The organism is Flavipsychrobacter stenotrophus, from assembly GCF_002954265.1.
Lineage (GTDB): Bacteria > Bacteroidota > Bacteroidia > Chitinophagales > Chitinophagaceae > Flavipsychrobacter > Flavipsychrobacter stenotrophus.
The window spans coordinates 775,510-799,122 of sequence record NZ_PPSL01000003.1 but is presented as its reverse complement, the minus strand read 5'-3'; the positions used below and the strand labels follow the sequence as shown (position 1 = coordinate 799,122).

The window sequence follows — 23,613 nt, the reverse complement described above, 5'->3', positions numbered from 1 at the left end:
AAAAGGGTTTTGAAATAATTTAAGACGCAGCTAAATCGCGTTTTTTTGTGATCTTAGTTACCGGGAACAGCAACCAGCCGCTACCGCTTTTTTTATAAAACAATGTGTTTTTTGAGTTCTGCGGTATTTCGTCAGGGATACGGATCTTGCCACGTGCTACGGGTATTATCTGCACTGTATCGCCCTTCTTAATGTCTTCACCAGCAGGATCTACTCTATAGTCCAATCCCGGAGGAAAATTCTTAGCATCCTTTTTAGCGATCTTATGCGCTTTCTGTATCATGCACATCATAAATCCGCTTTTGCCTCTCCAGAACATGGTCTCCAGGGTAACATCGGCCTGCCATACTATTATAAAGTGCTCACCAGTAGGGGGCGGAGCAGAAGGATGCCCCTGAACCATTTTCTGGGTATATGCCTCCAACAACCTGAAATCTCCCTTTTTAGGCTTCTTAGTACCTGCAAACGCTGCTACAGTTCCTAAAAGTAAAACAGCTATGCTGCAGACTACATATCTCATTCTCATAGAATTATAATAAAACAAAATTAATGAAAGTTGTACAAAATAGAACAAGCCAACACTATTAGCTGCCCATTAATGCTCAGAAATGCCATCTACCAGGCCAATTATCTGTCCTGCAGATACCTGACCTTCGATAAACTTACGGTAGCGGCCGGGTTGAATGACCAGAGTAGCCGGGATAGAGCCCTGCCAGGATTCTTCGATCTTAGGTATGAAAACATTAGGATCTGTATCCATGAGCCAAACTACCTCAGGCAACACCCTCTTCTTCCTCAGGAAACCATCCAGCTTATAGGGGTAGGAATCTTTAAAGTCGAGGCTGACCATGACTATTTTCACAGGTTTGTCTTTGTACCTATCGAATAGTTCATTGAATTCGGGCAGCTCCTGTACACATGGCACACACCATGTAGCCCAGAAGTTGATAATGTATACCGTATCTCCCGACGAGGCCCGCGACATAACATCGGCAGCGGTTACCGCCCTTATCTGCTGGGCGCTACCCTGTATGGCAAAAAAGGATAAAATAGCTAATATAAAAACAGACCTTTTCATAATACTGCAAAGATGTAGAATATATATGGGTTCAAAATACGTGCCAGTGTGAAAGGCAAAAAAGTTATCGATACATTCACACTATATTGGCATAGTCCTTTTTACATTTGATGCAATAATTAACTACACCACTCTGCTTGGCACTCATTAACTCATACAAAAGATTCAATGCCTTTATTCAAAACGAGAGTTTTGAACCAATGGTGAGCTGGGGTATCCGTATGGCCATATCGGGCACAGTGCCGCTTATATGGGGCCTTGCGACAAACCATGTGAGTGATGCGGTATGGATAGCCCTTACAGCCGAAGCTATATCGTGGGTGGAGATGAAGGGGTCGTTTAACTGGAGGGTAAGGACACTGTTTATAGGCGCCCTTCTGGCTTTGTTCTGGGGAGCACTGGGCACATTGACAGGAGACAGCATAGTGCTGAGTGTACTCTTCATGTTTGTGGCAGCATTTGTGGCTACCCTACTTAAGAACCTGGGAGACCGCGCCAGCGGACTGGCCATATGCGTGTACCTGATGTACATCATCTGTAATGCCTACCCCGACAGGGATACGCCCGATGTAAAACACAGGATCCTTACCATAGCCATTGGTACGGCCTGGCCTATAATAGTGGGTATATCAGCATCGCTGCTGATGCCTGTGCAGCAGCCATTCAGAAGGCAGATAGCATTGATATGGCGATCAATATCCGTGCTGGTAGATACCATTACACGGAGTGCGGTAGACCCCAAGGCCAGACATGATATTTACCTCAAAGAAAAAGAAGTAAGGACTGCCATAGATCATTCATTTGAATTTTATGGGAGAATGGCGCACCAGGGCAGCGCCACAAAAGACAACAGACAATACCAGCTACTGCTGTTGCGTAAAAATGCCGCTCTTGTGGCTGTGAATGTAATAGCCATAGCTGATGAAATGGAGCATATAGCCATTCAGACGCTTGATGAGGCATTGCGGGTAAAAGCGGCCACCCTGTTCAGCGCTCTGGAAGAGGCGGTGAGCCGCATATCGGTATTTGTATTGACCCTGAAGGCCGAAGAAAAGCTGCTGGCCATATCGCAGATCAACCGATTGAAGAAGCTGACGGCACTTATCAAAGCGTATCCGCTGGAAGAAGGGCATAAACAGACGATAGCTATCAATCGAATACTACAGCTTACAGGCAGAACCGTGAAACTACTGGAAAGTGCAGTGCAAAGAGTAGAACTGATGGGGGACGATGTGCCTGTATTCAAATCATACTCGCTGGTGAAGACCATGTTTGTACTGCAGCCACGTAAGATAGCCGGAAACATTAAAACACTGGCACATGTTAATACGCTAGCATTCAGGTTTGCGCTGAGGTCGGCCATAGCGGCATCTATTGCCATGCTGATCTTTAAGTTCTTTAAAATAGATCATGGCTACTGGATACCCTTCAGCCTGATGATAGTGATACAGCCTTACTTTGGCGCTACCTTAAAAAAGGCTGTAGACAGGGTTTTCGGTACGCTACTTGGGGGCATAGTAGGCAGCTTATTGTTGCTGCTGCCAACAGGCATATACCTTAAGGAATCAGTTATGTTCGTCACTTTTGTGCTGATGGTGTATTATGTGCGTAAGAACTATGCGATAGCTGTGTTTGTGGTGACGGTGAACCTTGTATTGTTGTTCAACATAGACCACTCTTACAGCAACCAGATACTGATATATCGTGGGTTGTGCACCATAGGAGGGTCGCTGCTGGCTGTAGTTTCCGGTTTTGCGCTGTTGCCTGCGTGGGATGAGAAGTGGCTACCAACGCATCTGGCGTCGGCGGTAAAAGCCAACTATGACTATTTCACCGGCACCTTTTTCAGTAAGGTAAACAACTGGACAAAAAACAAGCGGGTAGCTGAATCTAAGAACAGCGATGTGTTCGACTCATTTAACCGGTATATGGAAGAACCAGGCAAGGAAAAGACCGAAGCCTATTATGACATCATTACCTGCAATGTGCGCATTACCCGCGATCTGAATACCATCAATATAGAACAGGAAGAAAAGAAGACCATCAACTCACAACCCGATGCCGCACAACAGGCCATACTCAATGAGTGTCTGCAGCTGTTTCATGACATACTGCCTTCGCTGCATGAGTTGAACCATCATGTAGATAATAACCCAATTGTTGTTGATGGAAATACGCCGCCACCTTTCAGGCTCAATGAAGTACAGATAGTATCGCTGGAGAAACTAAGAATTGAATTGAAGGCGCTGAAAGCAGATCTGCTCAATTTGACAATTTGATAATTCGGCAATTTGCCAATGGTGGCATTTGAAATTGCAATACGATAGGTCCGTTAGACTGCACTTGCTAATTCGTTTATATCATAGCTTCGCAATATGAACTACCTGGGACATGCGTATTTATCGTTTGGAGATGTTGATGTACTTACCGGCAACATGATAGGTGACCATGTAAAAGGCAAGCTGGTAGCAAAGGAGCAATATCCTGCAAACATATGGGCGGGTATTATGCTGCACCGCAAGATCGATGAGTTCTCTGATAATCATTCCGCTACACGCAGGGCCAAACTGATCTTCCGAGAAGACTACGGGCTGTACTCAGGGGCGATCATGGATACTCTTTACGATCACTTCCTGGCCAATGACCCCAAGATCTTTAATGGCTATCCCGCGCTTGAAAAATTTTCACTGGAAACGTACACCAAACTAGAGCAGAATGCAGCGTACTTCCCGGCTGGCTTCGCGGCATATTTTCCGCACATGAAGGAGCACAACTGGCTGTATGGCTACAGGACCATGAAGGGCATGGAACGCTCTCTGACAGGCCTTACAAGACGAGCCAAACATATGCCTCCGCCCGAGAAAGCGTATGAGTTATTTGTGACGAATTTCTACCAATTGAACCAGGCTTACTATGAACTAATTGATGATATGATAGCTTTTGTTAAAAATGAATTGCAGAAGTGAACTTTCTTGCGCTGAAAAATTTATTTTTGCCAGTATCACCCCACACTTACATTAATTGAAAGCAATTTACGGCACGCTATTAGTATGCCGTTAGAGGAGATCAATTGTAACAGTGTGAACAAGAACAGGGACAACAACATGCAGCATACAAAGCAATTTTATATAGTTACCTTTTTACTCTCGCTATTACTAATAGCCTGCCATTCCAACTCACAGCAGGCATCGGCAAGAACGAGTAAAAGCAATTTTAAAGGCACACCTATAACTACTCCACCAATGCCGCTTGTGTATGATACAATGGCGCCACAAAACAGAGAGATAATAGCGCAACTGGATAAATTTTACGCGGCACAGGTAAGAGCAGGATTTAACGGGAATGTATTGATAGGCTATAAGGGACATATTATCTATGAGCGTGCCTATGGCTACAGTAACCGCGAAAGGAAAATACCACTAGGACCTAACAGCTCGTGCCAGCTGGCATCGGTGACCAAAACATTTACCGGAGCGGCAATTTTATACTTACATCAACATAAGCATCTGGACATAGACCAGCCGGTGACCGCTTATATCAAAGATTTTCCATACCCTAACATTACACTGAGAATGTTACTTGACCATCGTTCGGGATTACCTGACTATACCAAATGGGTACCTAACTACAACAGTGATCAGCGCACGCCGATATATAACGACGAGATGCTGCGCCTGATGACGAAGAACAGACCACACCTGGAGTTTAAGGCCGATACACGCTTCACTTATTGCAATACTAACTATGCGGTACTGGCTAAGGTGATAGAGGTAGTTACGGAAATGAAGTACAGCGACTTTATGACCCAATATATATTTCAGCCGCTGGGCATGATGCATACGTTTGTTTATGACCCGGCAAAGGGCTTGCCAGGCGATGCTGCAATAAGCTACAGGTATAACTGGGTGCGTGAACCCGACATGTTTGCCGATGGCGTGTACGGTGATAAGGGCATTTACAGCACTCCTGAGGACATGTACAGGTGGGACCAGAGTTTTTACCGGAATACATTGCTGAACCCGGAAACGATAGATCTGGCATATGGTCCATGTTCGTTTGAAAGGCCGGGCGTTAAGAACTATGGTCTTGGCTGGCGCATGCTTTGCTTCCCTAATGGGAATAAGGTGATCTACCACAACGGATGGTGGCATGGCAACAACACATCGTTTTACAGGTTGATCAAGGATAATTTTACGATAGTGGTGCTGGGCAATAAGTTCAATAAGTCAATATATCGCCACGCGGGTGCTATCTGCAATATTGTAAGGGGTACGTCGGCAGATGGGACGACCGATGGGGAAGAGTAGTTTTTATTGGTCGTTTTACAATCATTCACAAGGTAATGTCCTAAGTTGGAGATAGGGCGCGAACCTAACGGCTCGCGATGAAAAGAGCCGTTTTGTAGTTCTACAAACCTTTTGCACCTACGGCGCAATGACATACACTTTAAGATCGGTAGATAACTACGTTAGATGTTACGCCCCTTCAGGGCTCGCATTTTATGGTCAATTTAACCGAGGGCTTCACCCCGGCTGTTGTGTTTCGCCCCTTCGGGGCTGTTTTTAAGGTTATCGTAATTCGCTTAATCAGATGTCCGATACCTTCGGCATCATCATATATTATTATATTGTCTTAACTTAAGAGGTGCAGAAGAGTATTTTTGGGCATTCACCGTTGTTTAAAACAATTACCTGAGGACGTATAATAGAAAGTTTATTGAGTTGTTATTCACAAAAATCACTATTGATTTCATCAAATGTTCCTTAACAATTATTTATACAAGATAACAGTAGTTAAATGAGATAATTAGGTTTACTTTGTCTGAGTGAAAAAATTCATTGCATATATATTCATTATTGTTTTTCTATTCTCTGTACTGCCTGTACGTGAGATAGGTAAACTATTGGGTAAACAGCAGACTACTGAAGAAGTTCACAGTGATGACGCTCCTGACAGCGATGATTTTGCAGGAAAAGTAAAGAAAGAAATAGATCCTTTTACTGAAGCCGGCTTTTATACCGAAGCAGATATACTGGGCAGCTACAATCACAAAATACAGGTGGCCATTCACGGCTCCTCGGTATTACCGGACCATTTCGTTCCCCGGATACCTACTCCTCCTCCCAATTTTTGCTAACTATTGCCTGTAAGGCATATTGAACATCGTGTGTAATGACGTGATGCACTATTGTGTATCTATTGCATCTACGCCAATGGTGTTTATCACCTTACGGACCAGTCTCTTCTATCGGGCTATGCCCCCACCACACCATTCTTTTTATTCTCATCTCAACCACTCAACCCATTTGCGGCCAGCAATTTGTTGCCGTAGATGAAGCAAACAATCTCCTTTACAATGGAACAAAACAGTTCTTTCTCAAAAAATATTAAAAAAGATTTCTTCTCCGGCCTTATTGTATTCCTGGTTGCACTCCCACTTTGCCTGGGTATAGCACAGGCATCGCACGCACCCTTATTTGCAGGTATAGTAAGCGGAGTAATAGGTGGTATAGTTGTTGGTGCACTCAGCGGATCAAGGCTAAGTGTATCGGGCCCCGCAGCAGGACTTACTGCAATAGTACTGGCAGCTATAACTAAGTTTAACGCGTTTGACATTTTCCTTTGCTCTGTAATTATTGCCGGCGCTGTGCAGCTTGTACTCGGATTTGTAAGGGCTGGCAAGATCGCCAACTTCATGCCTTCGAGCGTAATTGAGGGTATGTTGGCAGGTATAGGTCTGACCATCATCATTAAACAGATACCTGACGCCATAGGTTATGTAAAACATAGCGCTAAGGAACTTGACGAAATGGTGGATGCCGATGACGGCTTCCTTATGAATACGATCACCAACTCATTAAAGCACATAGAAGTAACAGCAGTTATCATTGCTGCAGTAGGACTAATAGTACTTATACTGTGGCAAACCAAGGCTTTCAAAAAGCTGGCAATGATTCCTGCAGGATTGATAGTAGTATTGCTGGGTATTGGTATTAACCAGTTGCTGAAAATGAACGGTTCGGGCATGGTATTAGATAATACTCACCTGGTAAGTCTACCTATAGCAGCGTCATTCAGTGAATTCATTGGCCAGTTCACATTACCCAATTTTGCTGGTTTTAAAGACCCGCATGTGTGGGAGACCGGGGTGGTCATAGCGATCGTGGCATCGATAGAAACCCTGCTGTGTATAGAAGCAACAGACAAACTGGACCCGCATAAAGGCTATACGTCTACGGACAGAGAATTGAAAGCTCAAGGAATAGGTAATATGCTTAGCGGCTTCCTTGGAGGATTACCAATGACATCGGTAATCGTTCGTTCATCTGCCAACATCAATGCAGGTGCACGTTCTAAAATATCGACCATCGTACATGGTGCATTATTACTTATCTGTGTAGCATCAATACCAGTTTTATTGAATATGATCCCTAAGGCTGCACTGGCAGCAATATTGATATTTACAGGTTATAAGCTGTGCAAACCATCTGTATTTATCCACATGTGGAAGGGTGGCTGGACACAGTTCATGCCGTTTGTAATGACTGCAGCAGCGGTAGTATCTCTAGACCTGCTGAAAGGTGTGGGACTTGGACTACTGATCAGTATCTTTTACATCCTTCGCCAGAACGCACGTATCCCTTACTACTTCCAGAGGAGTAGCTTCAGCAACGGCGAACTGATTAAAATAACACTTGCACAGGAAGTGTCGTTCCTGAACAAGGCAAGTATAAAGGACACATTGAAGAATATACCGAACGGCAGCAAAGTGATCATAGATGCCAGCCAGACGCAATATATAGACTTTGACGTACTGGACCTGATCACAGACTTCAGCAATACTGCAGCAGCAGACAGAAACATTGACGTTTCGCTGGTTGACTTTAAGAATATTTACAACATTCCTAAAACCGCCTCGGAACGGGAAATAGTATCGGATTTCGTGAATGCGAATGAAGTACCGAAACGCTCCTCAGGTAACTATAAGAAATTGTTGAAGCAGTTGAGAAATGAAGAATAACGTGCAGTACGCAACAAATAATCAGTAAACGATCTTTAAAAAACAGGAAATGAAAACATTTAATAAGCCGGTATCTCTTTTAACTCCGGGTATAGCATTGAACTTACTGAAGCATGGCAACTTCCGCTTCATGAACAATATAGGATTGAACCGTGATCTGCTGGAAATAGTAAGTGAAACCAAGGATCAGCAATTTCCTTTTGCCGCTATATTGAGCTGCATGGATTCACGTACATCGGCAGAACTTATCTTCGATCAGGGCTTTGGGGACATTTTTAGTATACGTATAGCGGGCAACGTGATATCGGGTAATGTGTTAGGATCGCTGGAATATGCCGCGGCTGTGGCAGGATCGAAACTGATAGTAGTATTGGGCCATACCAATTGCGGAGCCATAAAAGGAGCCTGCGACCATGTGGAAATGGGTAACCTGACGCAACTACTTGACAAAATAAAGCCTGCATTGAATGCGGAAGACAAAGTGATAGGCGACAGATCAGGGAAAAATCCGGAGTTTGTGAATGCCGTAGCTTCACTACATGCTAAAAATACGGTACACGACATACTGGAAGGTAGCCCGATAATCAGGGACCTGGTACATGCCGGAAAGATAGGTATTGTGCCTGCTATGTACGATCTTGCAACAGGTAAAGTGCATTTCTTTGATAAAGAAGCGCAGTTGCCTAACATAGTTGAAACAGTAGAAAAAGAAATGGCTTAGTCATAATTAAGAGTTTGCATCTTGAGTGGTTTTTAGATGTGTAACGGTAGCCCTGGCATTGCGTCCGGGGCTATTTGTTTGTAGTACGGTTGTTGAGCCTCACCCCGACCCTCTTCAAAAGCTGCTCCTCACGTAAAATTTCATTTTGGCTGTGAAGATTTCCGAAGTACACATGATATGCAAATAACCACCTCCCCCTGAGCTTCGGCCGAAAAGCCGAAGCTCAGGGTACTCCTCCTTCAAAAGGAGGAGAGTGGTTAACGTAACCCACATAATGTAGTTACAGTCTTTATTCCGGTATTGAAGATTTGGGTAGTAATACTAGAACCCCTGACCTAATTTTATTACCTTCGCACCAGCAAATTAAAAAAAACGACATTATGTCTAATCGTGTTTATGACAACATACTGCAGACCATAGGTAATACGCCATTGGTGCGCCTCAACCGCGTGGTAGCAGATCTTCCTTGTAAAGTATATGCTAAGGTTGAAACTTTTAACCCAGGTAATAGCATCAAAGACCGTATGGCCCTTAAAATGCTGGAAACAGCTGAAAAGGAAGGCAAAATAAAGCCGGGTGGTACTATTATAGAAGGTACCAGCGGTAATACCGGTATGGGCCTTGCATTGGCGGCAATAGTAAAAGGTTACAAGTGCATATTCGCAACAACAGATAAGCAGAGTAAAGAAAAGGCAGATATACTTAAGGCACATGGTGCTGAAGTAATTGTATGCCCAACCAACGTAGAACCTGAAGATCCGCGCAGCTACTACCAGGTAGCCCGCAGACTGCAGACAGAAATACCTAACTCATGGTATGTAAACCAGTACGATAACCTGGCTAACAGGCAGGCGCACTACGAGCAGACCGGTCCTGAAATATGGGAACAGACAGAAGGTAAGGTCACTCACCTTGTAGTAGCATCGGGCACAGGTGGTACTGTAGTAGGCACAGGTAAGTACCTGAAAGAGCAAAATCCAAACATTAAAGTATGGGCTATTGACTCTTATGGTAGTTTGTTGAAGAAGTGGTTTGATACAGGTGAACTGGATATGGGTGAAGTGCATCCGTATATATCTGAAGGTTTTGGTGAAGACTTCCTACCAGAGAATTATGACAGAAATGCAATAGACCACTTTGAAAAAGTAACAGATAAGGATGGTGCTGTAATGGCCCGCCGTATCACTAAGGAAGAAGGTATATTCATTGGCTATTCAGCAGGATCGGTAATAGCAGGTCTGCGCCAGATGAAAGACCAACTGACGAAGGATGACCTAGTAGTAGTGATCTTCCATGACCATGGCAGCCGTTATGTAGCTAAGGTTTACAACGACGAGTGGATGTTGGATCGTGGCTTCCTGGACGTACAAACTGTCCGCCAGTTGCTGAGTGGCCTTGGCCGTAGAAGGCTGGTAACCATAGACCAGAACAGCAAAGTAGCTGATGCACTGGAGCTGATGAAGAAGTACGACATAGAGCAATTGCCAGTTATGCTGAACAATGAGCTGACAGGATCTGTTACTCAGTCTGGATTGTTTAAGAAACTAATAGAAGAAGTTGACGTACGCGACCAACTGGTGGGTGATATAATGGAAGCATCACTGCCGGTGGTAGAGATGGAAACACCATTGGAGCGCCTGACACACTTCATTAATAAAGATAATGGCGCGGTATTGGTGCGCGATGAAAGCGGACAGTACAACATACTTACCAAGTATGACATACTGAATGCTTTTTCTAAGGGATAAATTTTAGTCGTAAGTAGAAAGTCATAAGTCGTTAGTCCCGCTTAGTCAGCAGGTAATTAAGATGTATGATTTTTTGCTTACTGCTCTTTTAATAGTAAGCCAGACTTTCTACTTACAACTTATGACTTACGACTAAGAACATGCGTGATCTGAAAACATTTTTTAAAGACATCATTACAAAGCCACCGGTGGTATTTCCCCTGGTGGCTTTGTTTCATGTTGTATTGTTATTGTGGACTGTTTACAGCCTTGTGCAGCAGCCCGGCACCAGCACTGAGATAAGTGTGCTGTGGATGCTGGCCTATACTACACTCTGGCTGGCTACGGCAGATATGCGCAAATGGGGCGCTATGGGTTATGTGGTAGTAACTGTAGTGGGTATAGTGATATTCCTGAATGCCAAACAACAGTATACTTGGATACAATATGAAACGCCAATGTTCATATCTGACATGCTCTTTTGTTTCTTCATCATGTTTTACTTTAAAAGGTTCAGATAATGAAACGGCAGTTTACTGACATGACCGGCAGAACAATAGAGGTGAATTATCCACCTCAGCGTATTGTTTCGTTGGTGCCGTCTCAGACAGAACTGTTATTCGATCTTGGCCTTGATGGGGAAGTAATTGGCATTACTAAATTTTGCGTACACCCTAATGTGTGGTTCAGAAACAAGAAACGCATAGGCGGCACCAAAACTGTGCACATAGACCAGGTAGCCGATCTGCAACCTGACCTTATCATTGCCAATAAAGAGGAAAACACCAAAGAGCAAATAGAAAAACTGGCTCATCACTTCCCGGTATGGATAAGTGATATAAAGACCATAGGGCAGGGATTGCAGATGATCTGTGAAGTAGGTGACCTCACCGGAAAGATAATTCCTGCACTGCAGTTATGTACTGAAATAAGCACGGGCTTTCTTCAATTACCCAAACCTGAAACGCCTAAAAAAGTAGCCTACTTTATATGGCGTGGACCCTGGATGTGTGCGGGCGGAGATACCTTCATCAGCGATATGATAACGAGGATGGGTTGGATAAATATACTGGGCCATAAAAATCGTTACCCCGAAATAGAGCTAATGGAGCTTGCAGCGCTGCAACCTGACATTATTCTGTTGTCATCAGAACCGTACCCTTTTAAAGAAGCGCATATTGCTGAAATAAAAGCGATACTACCACATGCTGAGGTAAAACTGGTAGACGGCGAAATGTTTAGCTGGTACGGCAGCAGGATGAAAAAAGCGGTGCCTTACCTACAAAAAATGCTGCATTAACCGACCGGGAATAGGAAAAATCACCCCAATGGGTAACCTTTGCCGATGTAATTTTACCCTCTGTTGCAATAATTGAAAATCAAATATCATGAAAGAATTCTTTAAAATGTTTTTTGCTTCCTTCCTGGCTATGTTCATAGCGGGAATAGTGAGTATTGGCCTTATAGTAGGTATGATAGCTGCCGCATCTAAAGCCATAACAGAAAACAAAGACAAAACAGTAAGTGGTGATGTATTGGTAATAGACCTGTCTAACCGTATACACGAGAGCGGCGAGAGCAATTCCTTTGCTATGTTCAGCAAGGGAAGCGCTTATGACGCAGGCCTGTATGACATTACAAAAGCACTGAACAAAGCCAAGAGCGATAACGAGATCAAAGGCATACTGCTGAAGCTGAGTCCGGCGCAGATGGGCTGGGCAACATTGCAGCAGTTGCGTACATCTATTGCCGATTTTAAAACATCGGGCAAGTTTGTGTACGCCTATGGCGAAGACATCTCTCAGGGCGCTTACTTTGTGGCTTCTTCGGCTGACAGTATTTATCTTAACCCGGCCGGCGGTATAGACCTGAAGGGGTTTGCAACTACTCTTGCCTTCTTTAAGGGAGCGCTTGATAAGCTGGAACTACAGCCTGAGATATTCTACGCAGGTAAGTTCAAGAGCGCTACAGAACCATTCAGAGCCGATAAGATCAGCGACCCTAACCGCCAGCAGATAACCGAAATGCAGGCCAGCCTGTGGAATGAGTTTACGGCAGCCGCGGCGCAGTATATGCATACAGATGCGGCAAGTGTAAATAAACTGGCTGTTGATGGTACGATACAATTTCCGGCAGATGCACTAAAACATAACATGGTAGCAGGACTGCTGTATTGGGATGAAGTAGAGGGCCGCATCAAACGCAAAATTGGTCATAAAGACAACAGCACCAATAAGTATATAACCATAGATGAATACGTAAATAACAACCGTATTGATGGCAATGTAAGTGACAACCGTGTTGCGGTTTTGATAGCTGAAGGCGAGATAGTAGATGGTGAGCAGATGAGCAATAACCAGATAGCATCAAAGACATTTTGCGACGAAATACGTAAGGTAGCCAAAGACGATAAAATAAAGGCTGTAGTACTGCGGGTAAACTCTCCGGGTGGCAGTGCACTGGCATCGGAAGTGATACTGCGTGAACTGAATTTGCTGAAGCAGAAGAAACATCTTATTGTGTCTATGGGCGACTATGCAGCATCGGGTGGTTATTATATTTCTGCTAATGCAGACAGCATCTTTGCACAGCCAAGCACTATTACAGGTAGTATAGGCGTATTCAGCATGATGTTCAATATAGACAAGTTGATGAAGAACAAGCTGGGCGTAACTTTTGATGGTGTAAAGAACGCACCATATGCCGATCTTCCTTCTACATCCCGTCCGTTAACTGCGGAGGAAGCAAAGCGTATGCAGAACTCGGTAGACACTATTTATGCACTCTTTAAGAACCATGTGGTACAGGGAAGAAAACTATCTAAGGCGGAAGTAGACAGCATAGCGCAGGGCCGTGTGTGGACAGGCAGTGATGCTTTGAAGATACACCTGGTAGACAGAATAGGTGGACTGAGCAATGCTATAGCCAGTGCCGCAGGCATGGCAGGTATAAAAGACTATAAGGTAGTTACGTTCCCTGAACCGGAAGATAAATTGAACACGTTATTGCGCAAACTGAAAAACAATACATCAGCCAGTGCAGCTGTAAAGACCGCAATAAAGGAAGAGATGGGCAGCGAAGAATACCAATGGTATGAGCAGTTGCAGAGCCTGCGTAAAATGCATGGCAAGGCGCTGATGGCTATGCCGTTTGTGATGAGTGTGAGGTAAGATCATTAGCAATATTTTAAAAAGCAATGCCCTGATTTTCAGGGCATTGCTTTTTTGTTTTACTAATGCGGACAATAGCCGGTAAAAATAATTTTCACTTCAGTAAAACCAGAAAAGATAAGCTGTCGTAGATAATTGGGTAAAACATTTTTAACCAACGAAAAACACAGATTTTATGAAACGCATCTTTTTAATTCCGGTATTCGCAATGGCATTGCTGGCAACTAACACCACAATTACACATGCACAGGAAAAGACAGTAATGGTAGGTGGCGCAGCTATGTACCCATCTAAGAACATAGTAGAGAATGCTGTAAACAGCAAAGACCATACAACACTGGTAGCGGCAGTAAAGGCAGCTGGCCTGGTAGAAACATTATCAAGCGCGGGTCCGCTCACAGTATTTGCGCCAACAAATGCTGCATTTGACAAACTGCCAAAGGGAACCGTAGGCAACCTGGTAAAGCCTGAGAATAAGGCTACTTTGACTTCAATTCTTACTTACCATGTGGTATCGGGCAGAATGGATTCTAAGATGATCATGGACAAGATAAAGAGTGGTAATGGCATGTTTACTGCCAAGACGGTAAATGGTGAAGAGCTGACATTTATGATGAAGGGTAAGAACCTGATGCTGAAGGATGCAAAGGGTGGAATGGCTAAGGTAACTATTAAGGACGTGTACCAGAAGAACGGTGTTATACACGTAATAGACACAGTTCTGATGCCATAATTGAATGGTTTTTTATACAAGTTTCAGGTTATCTTTGGGGGAAATAATATTTCCCCCATTTTTATTTAAACCATACAGTGAAGAAGGAAAATATATCGGTATTCGACATTTTCAAGATAGGAATAGGCCCGAGCAGTTCGCATACTTTAGGCCCGTGGAGAGCAGCACAACGTTTCATTAATACTCTGAAGACCAAAGGAATAGACTCCGTTAGCTCGGTGAAGGTGCTGCTGTATGGCTCACTTGCCAAAACAGGTAAAGGGCATGGTACAGATGTAGCTGTTTTGCTGGGTTTGTGCGGAGAGGATCCGGTTACATTTGATGTGAACCAGATCAATCCGCGGATGGAATACATCAACGATCATAAAAAATTAATGTTGAACGGAGAAAAGGAACTGGAATTTGATCCGTTCCTGGACATGGTCTTTCTTATGGAGGAGAGCTTGCCCTTCCACCCCAATGCACTTACGTTTTTGTGTGCGTTTGCTAACGATGAGCAGATAGCAGAGACTTACTATTCTATTGGTGGCGGCTTTGTGGTGAAAGAAGGCGAAGACAATAACAGCGGTGATTCTTTTGCACTGCCTTACCCTATTGAAAAAGCAGAAGACCTGCTGGAGGCTACCAAGAAGACGGGGCTGAATATTTCGGGGGTGGTAATGGAGAACGAGAAGGCGTGGCGCAGTGAAGAAGAGACCAAAGAAGGCATATTGAAGATATGGGGCGTGATGCGTGACTGTACCTTCAGGGGTTGCCACATAGGTGGTGTGCTACCGGGTGGACTACAGGTATCGCGCAGGGCCAATGCGCTGAATAACAAACTAACCGAAGGAAAGAAATACAATAGTTACGATGAGTGGATCGAAGTGATAAGGAGTGGGGGACATTCATTTAAATATACACTGGATTGGGTAAGCTGCTTTGCGCTTGCCGTAAATGAAGAAAATGCATCTTTCAGCCGCGTGGTAACTGCACCTACCAACGGTGCCGCAGGTGTGGTACCGGCAGTATTGCAATACTACATTGCGTTTTGCGAGGGGTATACTGAAGAAAAGATCATTAAATTCCTGATGACGGCATCGGAAGTGGGCAGCATCTTTAAGAAAGGCGCTACCTTATCTGCGGCAATGGGCGGTTGCCAGGCCGAGATAGGCGTATCATCGTCTATGGCAGCGGCAGCACTTACAGAGGCAATGGGCGGCAGTGTAGGCCAATGCCTTATGGCTGCTGAGATAGCCATGGAACATCACCTGGGACTTACGTGCGACCCTGTGGGCGGGCTGGTACAGGTGCCATGTATAGAGCGTAACACTATGGGTGCTATTAAGGCGATAACCGCATGTCAGCTGGCTTTACAAAGCAACCCCGATAAGGCACGTATTTCTCTTGATGCAGTGGTCAATACTATGTGGGAGACGGCACTTGATATGAACCATAAATACAAAGAAACAGCCGAAGGCGGACTGGCCATGCAACTGCCGATCAGCCTGAGCGAATGTTAAACCAACAATACTACAAGCCATTATCCCGGAGCCATCGACAATGATTCCGGGATAAATAATTTTAGCGATATGCCATACACTTACGAATACCCGCGTTTTGCAGTTACAGTTGATACAGTGTTGCTTGCTCGCGAAAATGATCAACAGCATGTACTGCTGATACAGAGAGGCAACCCGCCATTTGAAAATATGTGGGCATTGCCGGGCGGATATGTAGACCTGGACGAAACGACCGCCGATGCTGCAGTGAGAGAGCTGGCCGAGGAAACTGGCGTAGAAGGCATTGCATTACAACGACTGGATGTTTTTGACAAAGTGGATCGCCACCCTACTGAGCGCAATATATCTGTGGCCTATTATGCGCTGCTCAATGAGAAAGTGGACGCCAAAGCACATGATGATGCTAAAGACGTAAGGTGGTTCAACATTAACGAGTTGCCAGATCTTGCATTCGACCATCACGATATTATTCAGAGTGCCATAGGCCGGTTATGATCGGCTCTGATCATTTGTATTTTGATACTTCACTAACAATCAATAGTTTTACTGCAACGGCATGAAAATAATTAATGACATACTGCAGCACATAGCCTACAGCATAGCTAATGATGAGTATGTATGGACAGACCAGGAAAAAGTAGCGATAAAAGACAATAGTCATATCGCGGGGGAATGGAGCGACCTGTTCATCTCTGTTAATGCATTTCTGAATACTAATGGAGGAGCTATAATAATCGGTATCAAAGATGATGAAGACAACAACAAGTTTATCTTCAACGGATTTGATGCGCGGAATGAAAGTAAGCTAAGAACCTTAGTAGCCGAATTTACCGATGTTGATGGCAACCCACGCGATATCAGCGATTACATTCGTTTTGATGTAGTATCTTTTTTAAGTGGTGAGGTGGTAGTTGTTTATATAGACCCTTTGCCCGATGACAGCAAATATCTTTATTATAAAGGCAATGCTTATCAGCGCCTGGTGAGTGGTGATTCAAAAATACCCGGACTAAAAGCTACCACAACTGACGATCAGATTCTGACTGAAGCCTTCATAGAAGATGAGGTAGTGGTGGCTACTGAGCCAGAGGTCATTGAAGAGAACGCCATTGCCGAAGAAGAAGTGCAGGAGGAGCAGGAAGCAGTAAAACCCGCTTTCCAGCAATTGTACTCAGCGGAATTGATCACCATATTCGGATCAGATTATATTTCGCTGGAACCAGACCTGAAACAAATGCTGGCTTACATCTATGAGCGCAACATGGATATGGGCGCCAATAAGTATCCTAATGCCGATGAAATAAGTGATAGGCTGTGGGCATTAAAAGGTGGCATAGGTAGCGCAGTAGAAGTAGACATGCATAAGAAGAAAGTAAAGAAGACGTTGTTCCTGATGGAGAAGAATGATATGATCATTCGCATAAAAGCGACCTACAGATTGAATATGGGGTATGAGGTAGTGAAGAATTTGTTCAATTAAATTGAAATTTATAGAAAGCCCCATCAATAATATTATTGATGGGGCTTTTGTATTCTGCAACTCAGAATTGACAACTTTTAAAAAGTTGTCAATTCTCTAAAAAAACAACACCAACTCAAACACTTAATCCCAATAAAAAAAGACAGCCGTTAAGCTGTCTTTTTTTATTTATGACTATTTAAACAGATTACTGCTTATTGATCTTGATAGTCTGTGAATGAGCTGCATCGCTGTACCTTACCAGGTATAAACCTGTAGATAAGCCGCTCATGTCGATACTTACAGTACGATCTGTTGCCGGAATTACCTTAAGTAACTTGCCTGTAACATCCATTACCTGTATCATTCCTTCGTTATCCAGTCCACCCTGTATTTCTACAGTTAATGCACCACTAACAGGGTTAGGGTAAGCGTTGATACCAAAGCCGTTCTCAGCATTAATATCTACAACACCTACACCACTTGCCAACGTTGTGATAGGAATAGTAACCCATGCAGATAATGCAGTGGCACCACATGTATCGCGCACGTGTGCGTAATAGGTAGTAGAAGAACTAAGACCGGTAAGGTTACGAGTACTCAGTGTAGTTGTTGTACCAGACACTGTAGGATTGGCCGGGTTATTATCTATTACATATTGCGCGGCTATTGTGCCTGTAGGGCGTACCCATGTTATTGTAGCACTATTAGAAGTTATAGCCGATGCAACCAGCGAAGTAACCGCGTTGCAAGTAGTAGATAATGTAGTGAATGGAATAGTGTTCCAAACAGACAGGCTGGTAGGGCCACAACTATCGCGAACATGTGCGTAGTAAGTAGTACCGGCAGTCAATGCAGTAGCATTATAAGTGGTAGTTGCAATGTTTGTGCCTGAGCCGGTTGGTGCTGTAACCACGTTATTGATCACATACTGATAGCCAACAGAACCGGTTACTGCTGTCCAGCTGATGGTAGCGGTTGTTGCTGTAATAGCACTTGCAGTAAGACCTGTTACAGGGTTGCAACCTGCTGTTGACGGGCCGGTTGTAAACGGAATGGTTGTCCAGGTAGAATTACTTGTACCGCAGTTAGTACGAACGTGCGCATAATAAGTAGTGGCAGCGGTAAGACCTGTAGCAGTAAATGTGGTGAGTGTAGTACCTGTACCTGAGCCTGTTGGTGCAGTAGCTACCATGTCTACTACCCACTCATAACCTGTAGCACCGGTTATAGCAGCCCAGTTAACGATCTGTGTTGTACTGGTTCCAGCGCCTAAAGAAAGCGATGGAGCTGCACATGTAGTTGTTGAAGCCGCGGTAGTAAATGGTATGCTTATCCATGCAGAAAAACTGGTAGCACTGCATTTTGTGCGCACGTGTGCATAATATGCTGTAGATGCTGTGAGGCCTGACGCGGTAGCGGTAAGTAATGTAGTAGCCGTACCCGATGCCGGAGGAGTTGCCGATGTGGTAACAGACCATTCATAACCGATAGCACCTGTTACTGCGGTCCAGTTTACTATCTGCGTGCTGCTTGTGCCGGCACCCAGTGTAACTGCCGGTGCCGCGCAACCTGTAGTGCTTAGTGTAGTAAATGGAACACTCACCCAAGAAGAGAAACTTGTAGCACTGCACTTTGTGCGTACGTGTGCATAATAAGCGGTAGATGCGGTAAGTGCGGTAGCATTGGCAGTAGTCAATGTTGTAAGTGTACCAGATGCCGGTGGAGTTGCCGATGTAGTAACAGCCCACTCATAACCAATTGCACCTGTTGCTGCAGTCCAGTTCAAAGTGGCTGTTGTTGCTGCTATTGCAGATACTGTAAGGCCGGTAACAGCAGGGCAGGTGGTGACCGTGCCCGAAATGTTTACATTGTAATCGTGAACTTCTCCAATTGTATTTGTTCCGCCTCCAAGTATTGAGTAGGAAGGACAAGGGTTCACGGATGGATAGAATTCATCGCCAGAAGCAACAATGCGCATGCGATGAACACCTGCAGCAGCCCCAGAAGGTATTAATATAGTAATACTGGTACTGCCAATTAGAGAGAAAGTACCACCTCCAACTGTTTCGCCGGCATCTGTAAAACTAAAATTATCATTAAAGTCTATGAATATCTGAACATCCGCCGGGATAAACCCTATAGCTGTACTTATACTAGCTGTATAAGACGATCCCGGGTTAAAAGTAACCGACATTGTTGTATGCATATCCCTGTAGCACGTGACGGGCAAAGTGCCGGTACTACTACAACCGGTACCCAGGTCACTAATGGCGGTTGCACTTGCCCCGGTAACACTAAAATTATCAATTGAGCCACTTAAGGCACATCCCTGAAAAAAGGTTGGCGTACAGTATTGAGCCTTCACTTCCGAAGACCATAGTGCAACAAACAAAAGGCATGCGAACACCTTAAATAAGCGTAAAAAATTGGTTTTCATAACTTGATTGATTTAACGATTTATTTTTCTACAAGCTAGAAAAATAATTTTGCAAATCATAATTGTTCAATTTTCATAAAATTACTTTTAATTAAAGTAACACAAACATTATTTGTATTTATTTTAATTTCAATCATTTAAATATTAAATTAAATTAGTTTACTAATAAATATTTATCTGTAAAAGACGTATTTACATCATTTGAAAGGCAATATGGAGGGTAAAATTGAGGTAGAATTGCACTCCCTTAACGTGAATAAATTCTACAAGAAGCAAGAAAATGTATTCTATAAAACGAGTAGACTAGTGGCGTCTAGATGAGATCCTGAAAGAGACCTTCAGGCACTTCATTGGTTGTTTCATTACCAATAATGCGCTTTACAAAGCGGAGATTATGTGTGCGCTTTCTAAGCGATACACTTACTATCCCACCGAGATCTATTCGGTCAATGACAACCCTACCAGAAGAATCGGTAGCGTGAATAATGTTTTGGTTATCCAATAATATTCCCACGTGAATGATCTTACCTTCTTTATCGTCAAAGAAAGCGAGATCTCCGCACTGTGCATTCTGAAGGAATTCAATTAGCACACCTTTATGTGCCTGCTGGCTGGCATCTCTTGGTAGTGCATAATTACATAGCTTGAACGCCATTTGCGATAAACCTGAACAGTCAATACCTGTAATGCTGCGCCCGCCCCATAGGTAGGGAGCATGCATATATAACAATGCATTCTCTTTAATTTGTTCAGCTGTAAGTATCAGATCAGAAAAATTACCTTTTTTGCCTTTGAACTGGCCTTCCGTTGCGCCTACCTTCATTATTCCTCCTTTCAAATCAACCAGTTCACTTCCCACGGGTAGTGGCATTTCATCACTTTCAAAAAGGATCTTACTCAAGTGATTGGTGGCAAAGTACTTAGTAGTTTTTTTATATTCCCTTCTTGTTACCGCCTTTAACTGCGAATGTTTACACCATCCTTCATAACCATCCCAGGCACACCTTATCCGTGCCCATTCCCTGTTGTTAATTTCCAGTATCTCTGCCTTCTCTCCATATAATAGTTGAGAGGTCTGCTCTGCCCTATGATTTGGCTCACTGCGTACCGGCATTACAGAAACATTACAAAAACTGAAAACAGGAACCATTTTTAAAAAGTCAAAAGTTGAAAGTTAAACCAAAAACGTGTGCTCAGCAGACCGGACATATCCTAGTCACATCAAGCGCTCATTACCAATACTTATTCTGTGGAGTGTAAAGTTATAAATTAAGCAATTTAACTACCTGTGAAGTTTTTAACATTGCGAAATTATAACTATATCCCTCCCATTTCATAACCAAAATGTTTTGTTAACTTAGCACGCTAAACAAACACAGTTACGGCCACTGATAAAAAATGAGAGTGGCAAACTGATCATTTACATAAAACCAACACAAAATTATGGATTCTATGATAGGTATAGTCGTCGCGGCACTCGTGGCGTTAGGTATAGGTATATTTCTTGGTAAGTTAGTATTCGCAAAAAACACTCAAAAACAAGTAGAAGATGCTGAAACACTAGCAAAGAAAATAGTTGATGACGCAAAAATACTGGCAGAAACATTAAAAGAGAACAAGTTACTTGAAGCTAAAGAGCAATCATCACAGTTAAAATCAAGTCTGGAGAAAGAAAAGTCGGCATACGAAAAGGAAGTTGTACAACGGAATCAAAAACTGGTAGAAGCCGAAAATAAATTTAAACAACAGCAACAGGGCCTTAACGACAAAACATCAGCAGTTCAGCGCCAGATACAGGAAAATGAACAACAGAAAGAGACATTACAAAAGCAAACAGAAGTAGTTAATATTAAGCGTGCTGAACTGGAAAAACACCAGGAAGAGCATATTAAAAGGCTGGAAAAAGTTGCCAACCTTACTGCAGAGGAGGCCAAATCTGAGATCATAGAGTTGGTAAAGGAAGAAGCCAAAACACGTGCTATGGCGCATGTTAAGGATATAATGGAAGATGCCAAACTTAATGCTACAAAGGAAGCAAAGAAGATCATCATCCAGAGTATTCAGCGTACAGCTGCAGAGCAGACCATTGAAAATGCTATTACCGTATTCAACCTGGAAAGTGACGAAATAAAGGGACAGATCATTGGCCGTGAAGGTCGTAACATACGTGCGCTGGAAGCTGCAACCGGTGTTGACCTGATCATTGATGACACCCCCGAAGCAATAGTATTGAGCTGCTTCGATCCATTCCGTCGTGAAGTTGCCCGTTTGTCATTACAGCGCCTGGTACAGGATGGCCGTATACACCCGGCACGTATTGAGGAAGTAGTAGAAAAGACAAAGAAACAGCTGGAAGAACAGTTGATGGAAATAGGTGAGCGTACCATTATTGAACTAGGTATACACGGTCTTCATAAAGATCTGGTAAGAATAGTAGGTAAAATGCGTTTCCGTTCATCTTATGGCCAGAACCTGCTGATGCACTCAAAGGAAACAGCTAACCTATGCGGTATCATGGCTGCTGAACTGGGACTAGGACAGAAAGTGGTGAAACTAGCTAAGCGCGCAGGTTTGCTGCACGATATAGGTAAAGTACCAGATGAAGAAACAGAATTGAGCCACGCATTGCTGGGTGCGAAACTTGCAGAGAAAGCAGGTGAACACGCTTCAATTGTGAACGCCATTGGTGCGCACCACGATGAAATGGAAATGACCTACATTATCTCTCCTATCATACAGGCTTGCGATGCGATAAGCGGTGCACGACCTGGTGCAAGAAGGGAAATGATGCAGAGCTACATACAGCGCATAAAGGATCTTGAAAACCTTGCACTGGCTTACAACGGCGTTGAAAAAGCATATGCTATACAGGCAGGACGTGAACTACGCGTGATAGTTGAAGCTGACAAAGTGAGCGATGCTGACAGCGACCGTTTATCTTTCGAAATAGCCGATAAAATACAGAAAGAGATGCAGTATCCAGGTCAGATCAAAGTGACAGTAATTCGCGAATTACGCGCTGTAAACATTGCCAGATAACATTACAAGTATACATTTCATAAAGAAAGCCATTTATTGATCATTCAATAAATGGCTTTCTTCTTTTAGATTAATAACAAACTACTTTAGCTACGTTCGTTAACCCAACCGTGCAGCTTGCTTTGTGAATCCATCTTCACCAATTCTTCAATATTACTATCTTTCTTAGCGTGAGATGTGCTTTGATAAACCTTGATAACTGTTTTAATAGCAGCATAGGTACATAATCTTCGGTCAGGTTTATCCATTTTAGACTCCAGAGCATACTTTGCCCAACCAGCCATGTAGTATATTCTGTATTCCGGGCTATCGCCCAGAAATGCATCAATACGGGCATTAGATGTAAATCTTACATAGGGACAACCTGTGACCCATTCAGACATAAAACGCCCTACTCTCTTAACGTGGTCGTCATCGTCGCCGGGAGGTGTCCTTTCGAGCCAATTAACGCATTTAATAATGTCTTTGTCGTACTTATGATAATCATCGGGAGTACTCAAAGTATAATGCTCCGGAATCCTGAAATTCTGCGCCTGAACTATTGAGGCAGACGCCATAAATAATGTTGCAGCAAAGGCAAAACGTCTTACAATGATCATTTTAAATGTTTTAGTTAATATTAAGATGTTAATGAAACAACAGCTCTAATTTAGAAAAAGTAATTGAATTATACTATCGGGCAGAAAAAAACCGTCCCGCAAATTGCGGGACGGCCTATATAAG

At 43.5% G+C, this 23,613-nt stretch carries 20 protein-coding genes; 15 read left to right on the top strand and 5 right to left on the bottom strand.

All coding sequences use genetic code 11. The features are described 5' to 3' along the window. Positions 1 to 19: 19 nt before the first annotated feature. On the bottom strand, positions 20 to 520 hold the full coding sequence (locus tag CJD36_RS13405) for a hypothetical protein (protein ID WP_105039688.1): 501 nt from the start codon (positions 518 to 520) through the stop codon (positions 20 to 22). Between the two features lie 75 nt (positions 521 to 595). Next, a complete protein-coding gene (locus CJD36_RS13400) occupies positions 596 to 1,078 on the bottom strand; it encodes a TlpA disulfide reductase family protein (RefSeq protein ID WP_105039687.1) in 483 nt (160 codons plus the stop codon). A 137-nt stretch (positions 1,079 to 1,215) separates the two neighbouring features. Between CJD36_RS13400 and CJD36_RS13395 the strand changes: the two genes are divergently transcribed. The 14 genes from CJD36_RS13395 (at position 1,216) to CJD36_RS13330 (ending at position 17,432) form a co-directional block, all read left to right on the top strand. Continuing rightward, positions 1,216 to 3,357, top strand: a complete 2,142-nt coding sequence (locus CJD36_RS13395; protein WP_133162641.1) for an FUSC family protein — start codon at positions 1,216 to 1,218, stop codon at positions 3,355 to 3,357. A 96-nt stretch (positions 3,358 to 3,453) separates the two neighbouring features. Further along, the gene (locus CJD36_RS13390; RefSeq protein ID WP_105039685.1) at positions 3,454 to 4,044 is read left to right on the top strand and encodes an acyl carrier protein phosphodiesterase; all 591 of its coding nucleotides are present in this window, start codon (positions 3,454 to 3,456) and stop codon (positions 4,042 to 4,044) included. A gap of 114 nt (positions 4,045 to 4,158) precedes the next feature. Beyond that, a complete protein-coding gene (locus CJD36_RS13385) occupies positions 4,159 to 5,385 on the top strand; it encodes a serine hydrolase domain-containing protein (protein WP_161499309.1) in 1,227 nt (408 codons plus the stop codon). 518 nt (positions 5,386 to 5,903) lie between these two features. After that, positions 5,904 to 6,215: a hypothetical protein gene (locus CJD36_RS13380; protein WP_105039683.1), complete on the top strand. Its 312-nt coding sequence runs from the start codon at positions 5,904 to 5,906 to the stop codon at positions 6,213 to 6,215. Positions 6,216 to 6,410: 195 nt separating this feature from the next. Next, positions 6,411 to 8,099, top strand: a complete 1,689-nt coding sequence (locus CJD36_RS13375; RefSeq protein ID WP_205685605.1) for a SulP family inorganic anion transporter — start codon at positions 6,411 to 6,413, stop codon at positions 8,097 to 8,099. 49 nt (positions 8,100 to 8,148) lie between these two features. After that, on the top strand, positions 8,149 to 8,820 hold the full coding sequence (locus CJD36_RS13370) for a carbonic anhydrase family protein (protein WP_105039682.1): 672 nt from the start codon (positions 8,149 to 8,151) through the stop codon (positions 8,818 to 8,820). 380 nt (positions 8,821 to 9,200) lie between these two features. Then, the gene (locus CJD36_RS13365) at positions 9,201 to 10,568 is read left to right on the top strand and encodes a pyridoxal-phosphate dependent enzyme (RefSeq protein WP_105039681.1); all 1,368 of its coding nucleotides are present in this window, start codon (positions 9,201 to 9,203) and stop codon (positions 10,566 to 10,568) included. 140 nt (positions 10,569 to 10,708) lie between these two features. Then, positions 10,709 to 11,068 (top strand): hypothetical protein, encoded by a 360-nt coding sequence (locus CJD36_RS13360; RefSeq protein ID WP_105039680.1) that lies wholly within the window; start codon positions 10,709 to 10,711, stop codon positions 11,066 to 11,068. Further along, a complete protein-coding gene (locus CJD36_RS13355; RefSeq protein ID WP_105039679.1) occupies positions 11,068 to 11,847 on the top strand; it encodes a helical backbone metal receptor in 780 nt (259 codons plus the stop codon). The genes CJD36_RS13360 and CJD36_RS13355 overlap by 1 nt, the downstream gene beginning before the upstream one ends. 88 nt (positions 11,848 to 11,935) lie before the next feature. Next, a complete protein-coding gene (gene sppA, locus CJD36_RS13350) occupies positions 11,936 to 13,717 on the top strand; it encodes a signal peptide peptidase SppA (RefSeq protein WP_105039678.1) in 1,782 nt (593 codons plus the stop codon). A 175-nt stretch (positions 13,718 to 13,892) separates the two neighbouring features. Continuing rightward, on the top strand, positions 13,893 to 14,450 hold the full coding sequence (locus CJD36_RS13345; RefSeq protein ID WP_105039677.1) for a fasciclin domain-containing protein: 558 nt from the start codon (positions 13,893 to 13,895) through the stop codon (positions 14,448 to 14,450). A 77-nt stretch (positions 14,451 to 14,527) separates the two neighbouring features. Next, a complete protein-coding gene (locus CJD36_RS13340) occupies positions 14,528 to 15,952 on the top strand; it encodes an L-serine ammonia-lyase (RefSeq protein ID WP_105039676.1) in 1,425 nt (474 codons plus the stop codon). Positions 15,953 to 16,021: 69 nt separating this feature from the next. Continuing rightward, positions 16,022 to 16,447 (top strand): NUDIX domain-containing protein, encoded by a 426-nt coding sequence (locus CJD36_RS13335; RefSeq protein ID WP_105039675.1) that lies wholly within the window; start codon positions 16,022 to 16,024, stop codon positions 16,445 to 16,447. Positions 16,448 to 16,508: 61 nt separating this feature from the next. Continuing rightward, on the top strand, positions 16,509 to 17,432 hold the full coding sequence (locus tag CJD36_RS13330; protein ID WP_105039674.1) for an AlbA family DNA-binding domain-containing protein: 924 nt from the start codon (positions 16,509 to 16,511) through the stop codon (positions 17,430 to 17,432). A 187-nt stretch (positions 17,433 to 17,619) separates the two neighbouring features. Here the strand turns inward: CJD36_RS13330 and CJD36_RS13325 are convergent, their stop codons facing one another. Next, a complete protein-coding gene (locus CJD36_RS13325) occupies positions 17,620 to 19,851 on the bottom strand; it encodes a T9SS type A sorting domain-containing protein (RefSeq protein ID WP_105039673.1) in 2,232 nt (743 codons plus the stop codon). 313 nt (positions 19,852 to 20,164) lie between these two features. Further along, positions 20,165 to 20,965 carry a C40 family peptidase gene (locus CJD36_RS13320; protein WP_161499308.1) on the bottom strand — a complete coding sequence of 267 codons (801 nt, stop codon included), beginning with the start codon at positions 20,963 to 20,965 and terminating at the stop codon, positions 20,165 to 20,167. A gap of 338 nt (positions 20,966 to 21,303) precedes the next feature. Here CJD36_RS13320 and rny point away from each other — a divergent pair, with 338 nt between their 5' ends. After that, the gene (rny, locus tag CJD36_RS13315) at positions 21,304 to 22,890 is read left to right on the top strand and encodes a ribonuclease Y (RefSeq protein WP_240609347.1); all 1,587 of its coding nucleotides are present in this window, start codon (positions 21,304 to 21,306) and stop codon (positions 22,888 to 22,890) included. Positions 22,891 to 22,976: 86 nt separating this feature from the next. Here rny and CJD36_RS13310 read toward each other — a convergent pair whose 3' ends face one another. Then, the gene (locus CJD36_RS13310) at positions 22,977 to 23,489 is read right to left on the bottom strand and encodes a hypothetical protein (RefSeq protein ID WP_133162640.1); all 513 of its coding nucleotides are present in this window, start codon (positions 23,487 to 23,489) and stop codon (positions 22,977 to 22,979) included. Between the last annotated feature and the right edge of the window lie 124 nt (positions 23,490 to 23,613).

What these genes read in the sequence shown, in the direction of transcription:
- CJD36_RS13320 (WP_161499308.1), bottom strand. Translation starts at nt 20,965, where the DNA reads ATGCCGGTACGCAGTGAGCCAAATCATAGGGCAGAGCAGACCTCTCAA.
- CJD36_RS13370 (WP_105039682.1), top strand. Translation starts at nt 8,149, where the DNA reads ATGAAAACATTTAATAAGCCGGTATCTCTTTTAACTCCGGGTATAGCA.
- CJD36_RS13400 (WP_105039687.1), bottom strand. Translation starts at nt 1,078, where the DNA reads ATGAAAAGGTCTGTTTTTATATTAGCTATTTTATCCTTTTTTGCCATA.
- CJD36_RS13345 (WP_105039677.1), top strand. Translation starts at nt 13,893, where the DNA reads ATGAAACGCATCTTTTTAATTCCGGTATTCGCAATGGCATTGCTGGCA.
- CJD36_RS13405 (WP_105039688.1), bottom strand. Translation starts at nt 520, where the DNA reads ATGAGATATGTAGTCTGCAGCATAGCTGTTTTACTTTTAGGAACTGTA.
- CJD36_RS13390 (WP_105039685.1), top strand. Translation starts at nt 3,454, where the DNA reads ATGAACTACCTGGGACATGCGTATTTATCGTTTGGAGATGTTGATGTA.
- CJD36_RS13325 (WP_105039673.1), bottom strand. Translation starts at nt 19,851, where the DNA reads ATGAAAACCAATTTTTTACGCTTATTTAAGGTGTTCGCATGCCTTTTG.
- sppA (WP_105039678.1), top strand. Translation starts at nt 11,936, where the DNA reads ATGAAAGAATTCTTTAAAATGTTTTTTGCTTCCTTCCTGGCTATGTTC.
- CJD36_RS13355 (WP_105039679.1), top strand. Translation starts at nt 11,068, where the DNA reads ATGAAACGGCAGTTTACTGACATGACCGGCAGAACAATAGAGGTGAAT.
- CJD36_RS13375 (WP_205685605.1), top strand. Translation starts at nt 6,411, where the DNA reads ATGAAGCAAACAATCTCCTTTACAATGGAACAAAACAGTTCTTTCTCA.
- CJD36_RS13365 (WP_105039681.1), top strand. Translation starts at nt 9,201, where the DNA reads ATGTCTAATCGTGTTTATGACAACATACTGCAGACCATAGGTAATACG.
- CJD36_RS13335 (WP_105039675.1), top strand. Translation starts at nt 16,022, where the DNA reads ATGCCATACACTTACGAATACCCGCGTTTTGCAGTTACAGTTGATACA.
- rny (WP_240609347.1), top strand. Translation starts at nt 21,304, where the DNA reads ATGATAGGTATAGTCGTCGCGGCACTCGTGGCGTTAGGTATAGGTATA.
- CJD36_RS13330 (WP_105039674.1), top strand. Translation starts at nt 16,509, where the DNA reads ATGAAAATAATTAATGACATACTGCAGCACATAGCCTACAGCATAGCT.
- CJD36_RS13310 (WP_133162640.1), bottom strand. Translation starts at nt 23,489, where the DNA reads ATGATCATTGTAAGACGTTTTGCCTTTGCTGCAACATTATTTATGGCG.
- CJD36_RS13360 (WP_105039680.1), top strand. Translation starts at nt 10,709, where the DNA reads ATGCGTGATCTGAAAACATTTTTTAAAGACATCATTACAAAGCCACCG.